3 protein-coding genes are annotated in these 2808 nt (G+C 37.5%); 2 read left to right on the top strand and 1 reads right to left on the bottom strand.

Annotated features, from left to right (window positions below):
* Positions 1–84: 84 nt before the first annotated feature.
* A complete protein-coding gene (locus ACJHV0_RS00015; RefSeq protein WP_334235487.1) occupies positions 85–516 on the bottom strand; it encodes a PAS domain-containing protein in 432 nt (143 codons plus the stop codon).
* A gap of 306 nt (positions 517–822) precedes the next feature.
* Here ACJHV0_RS00015 and ACJHV0_RS00010 point away from each other — a divergent pair, with 306 nt between their 5' ends.
* Positions 823–2004 (top strand): ATP-grasp domain-containing protein, encoded by a 1182-nt coding sequence (locus ACJHV0_RS00010; RefSeq protein WP_483133021.1) that lies wholly within the window; start codon positions 823–825, stop codon positions 2002–2004.
* A 10-nt stretch (positions 2005–2014) separates the two neighbouring features.
* Positions 2015–2767, top strand: a complete 753-nt coding sequence (locus tag ACJHV0_RS00005; protein WP_334229526.1) for an esterase family protein — start codon at positions 2015–2017, stop codon at positions 2765–2767.
* Positions 2768–2808 lie beyond the last annotated feature (41 nt).

The following is a 2808-nucleotide window of genomic DNA, read 5'->3' as shown; positions in this document are numbered from 1 at the left end:
ACATAAAAACTCCTCGAAAACTAAAAGGAATAAAAAATTGCGTGCAAAAGAGAGCTTCTTTTACACGCAATCCTAGCTTTTTAATTATTCGCCGTAGAAGTCATCAAAGATTTCTTTTGATAATTCAACTGCTTCAAAGTTTGTCATTAAATCGTTAATTACACGGCGAACGCTGATGTAACCTGTGATATTGCCTGCTTCATCAAACATTGGCTGAACGGTGGTATCAACCACATAAACTACACCACCTTTACCGCAGTTTGGTACGATACCCGTCCAAATTTTACCTGCTTGAATGGTATCCCACATATTTTTATAAACTTCTTTCGGCACTGCTGGGTGGCGAACGATATTGTGAGGTTGTCCAATTAACTCTTCTCGAGAAAAACCTGTTAAACGACAGAAAAGATCGTTAGCATAAGTAATCACACCTTGTAAATCGGTGGTTGAAATTACTAAGGTATCTTGTACTGCTTTTAAGATAGCTTCATTTGAAGGAACAATTTGTTCAGCCATTTTAAATCTCCCATTAGATAGATTGATGTTGTAATTTACCAGTATCAGCACTGATGAATACAATTAGCATAATAGATAGCCATTGTGATGTAAATTAGAAATAGTGCGAGTTTGTGAAAAATATCCTAGTAAATTAATAAGGTTACTTTTTTGTTAAATATCAATTCCAAAATCATTAAACACACGTTATTTAAAAGTTTATTTTTTGTTGCAAAGTTATTTGTTTGAATATATTTTGCAATTTAATTAATTTAGCCTACAATCACTTTATTGAATTAATAATATGCAAACTCAAAAGGAAAACTTATGTCCAGACCACTCAATTTTGTGATGATTTCCCCTCACTTCCCTACGAACTTTGAAACTTTTGCCGTTCGTTTGCGTGAAGCGGGTTTTAATACCTTAGGTATTGCCGATGCACCTTATGAATCGCTCAGCGAAAACCTTCGTAATTCTTTAACGGAATATTATCGTGTTGATAATATGGAAGATTATGAACAGGTTTACCGTGCAGTTGCCTATTTTGCTCATAAATATGGGCGGATTGATCGCATTGAATCGCACAATGAGTATTGGTTGGAATTGGATGCTAAATTGCGTACTGACTTTAACGTGTTTGGTTATAAAACTGACGATATGTTGGCAATTAAAACCAAAGCCCAAATGAAAGAAGTTTTCCGTAAAACAGGCTTAAAAGTGGCAAAAGGTCGAGTGTTCAAAAATGATGAAGATGCTCGCAAATTAGCGAAAGAATTAAAATTCCCGGTGATCATCAAGCCAAACTCAGGCGTTGGAGCAAGCGATACTTATAAAATTAAATCTGCTGAAGAATTAGAAGCCTTTTTTGGTTATAAAACGCCAACCGTTGAATACATTATGGAAGAGTTTATTGATGGCGATATTATTACCTTTGACGGTTTAACCGACCACCAAGGCAATATTGTGTTCTACTCCAGCCTGGAATATTCTGAAGCGGTATTAGATACCGTATCTAAAGATAGTGATATGTATTACTACGTGCCACGCGAAATTTCACCAAAATTAGTTGAAATGGGCAAAAAATGTGTTGATGCCTTTAACGTGAAAGAGCGTTTCTTCCACTTTGAGTTTTTCCGCACTAAAGGCAAAAAACAAGAATTGCTGCCACTTGAAATCAATTGCCGTCCACCGGGTGGTTTAACCATTGATATGTGGAACTACGCCAACGATTTTGATGTATTCCGTGAATTTGCAAATATTGTGAAAGAAAACAAATTCTACTCAGATATTCAACACCCTTGGAATGTGGTTTATATTTCTCGCAAAGCAAATCAAAACTATGTAAATTCAATTGAAGCCATATGTGAGAAGTTTGCAGGCAATATTATTAGCGTGCAAACTGTACCAGGCGTATTTGCCAAAGTAATGGGCGAGCAAGGCATTTTAGCTCGTACTGAAACAATGGAACAAATGCGTGAAATCGCACAATTCGCACAAGCTAAACAATAAGAGGTGAACTATGCATTTTGAAAAAAGAAGCCACTGGAGTGGCGAATTAGGGCGTGAGATGTCATTCAACGTTTACGGACACGCAGGCAAACCCGTTATTGTTTTTCCGTCATCAGGCGGTAATGAAAATGAATATGGCAATTTTGGTATGATTGATGCGTGCCGTTCGTTTATCGAAAGAGGTTTGATTAAATTCTATACGCCGGACTCTTATGATGCAGAATCTTGGTTATCTAAGCATAAATCAGGACACGATATGGCATTGGCTCACAATGCTTACGACCGCTACATTATTCACGAACTTGTGCCGTTAATACGCCACGAATCGCAATGGAATGGCACAATGATGGCGACAGGTTGCAGTATGGGGGCATTCCATACGGTGAATTTTGCCCTACGCCACCCTGATTTATTTGATGTTGCTATTGCGTTAAGCGGTGTTTACGATGCACGTTTCTTCACAGGCGAATTTTATGGTGATCAAGCGGTCTATTTTAACTCGCCGATTGATTATGTATGGGGACAAAACGATGATTGGTTCTTAGATCGTTATCGTCAAAACCATTATGTTATTGCCGTTGGACAAGGTGCTTGGGAAGAACAACACGTTGAAGATACCCGTCGCCTACAAGAAGCCTTTAAGGCAAAGGGTATTGAGGCTTGGTTTGATTATTGGGGTTTTGATATCGACCACGACTGGCCGACTTGGCGTAAACAGATGCCTTATTTCTTAAATAAATTAGAAAGACAAGGGATTATTTAATTAGATTAAATAGACAAGCGGTTGATTTTGTAAAAAATTTT

The sequence above is a fragment of the Mannheimia sp. genome (assembly GCF_056854775.1).
The sequence above is the reverse complement of the archived record's forward strand: the minus strand, read 5'-3'. Positions and strand labels throughout refer to the sequence as shown.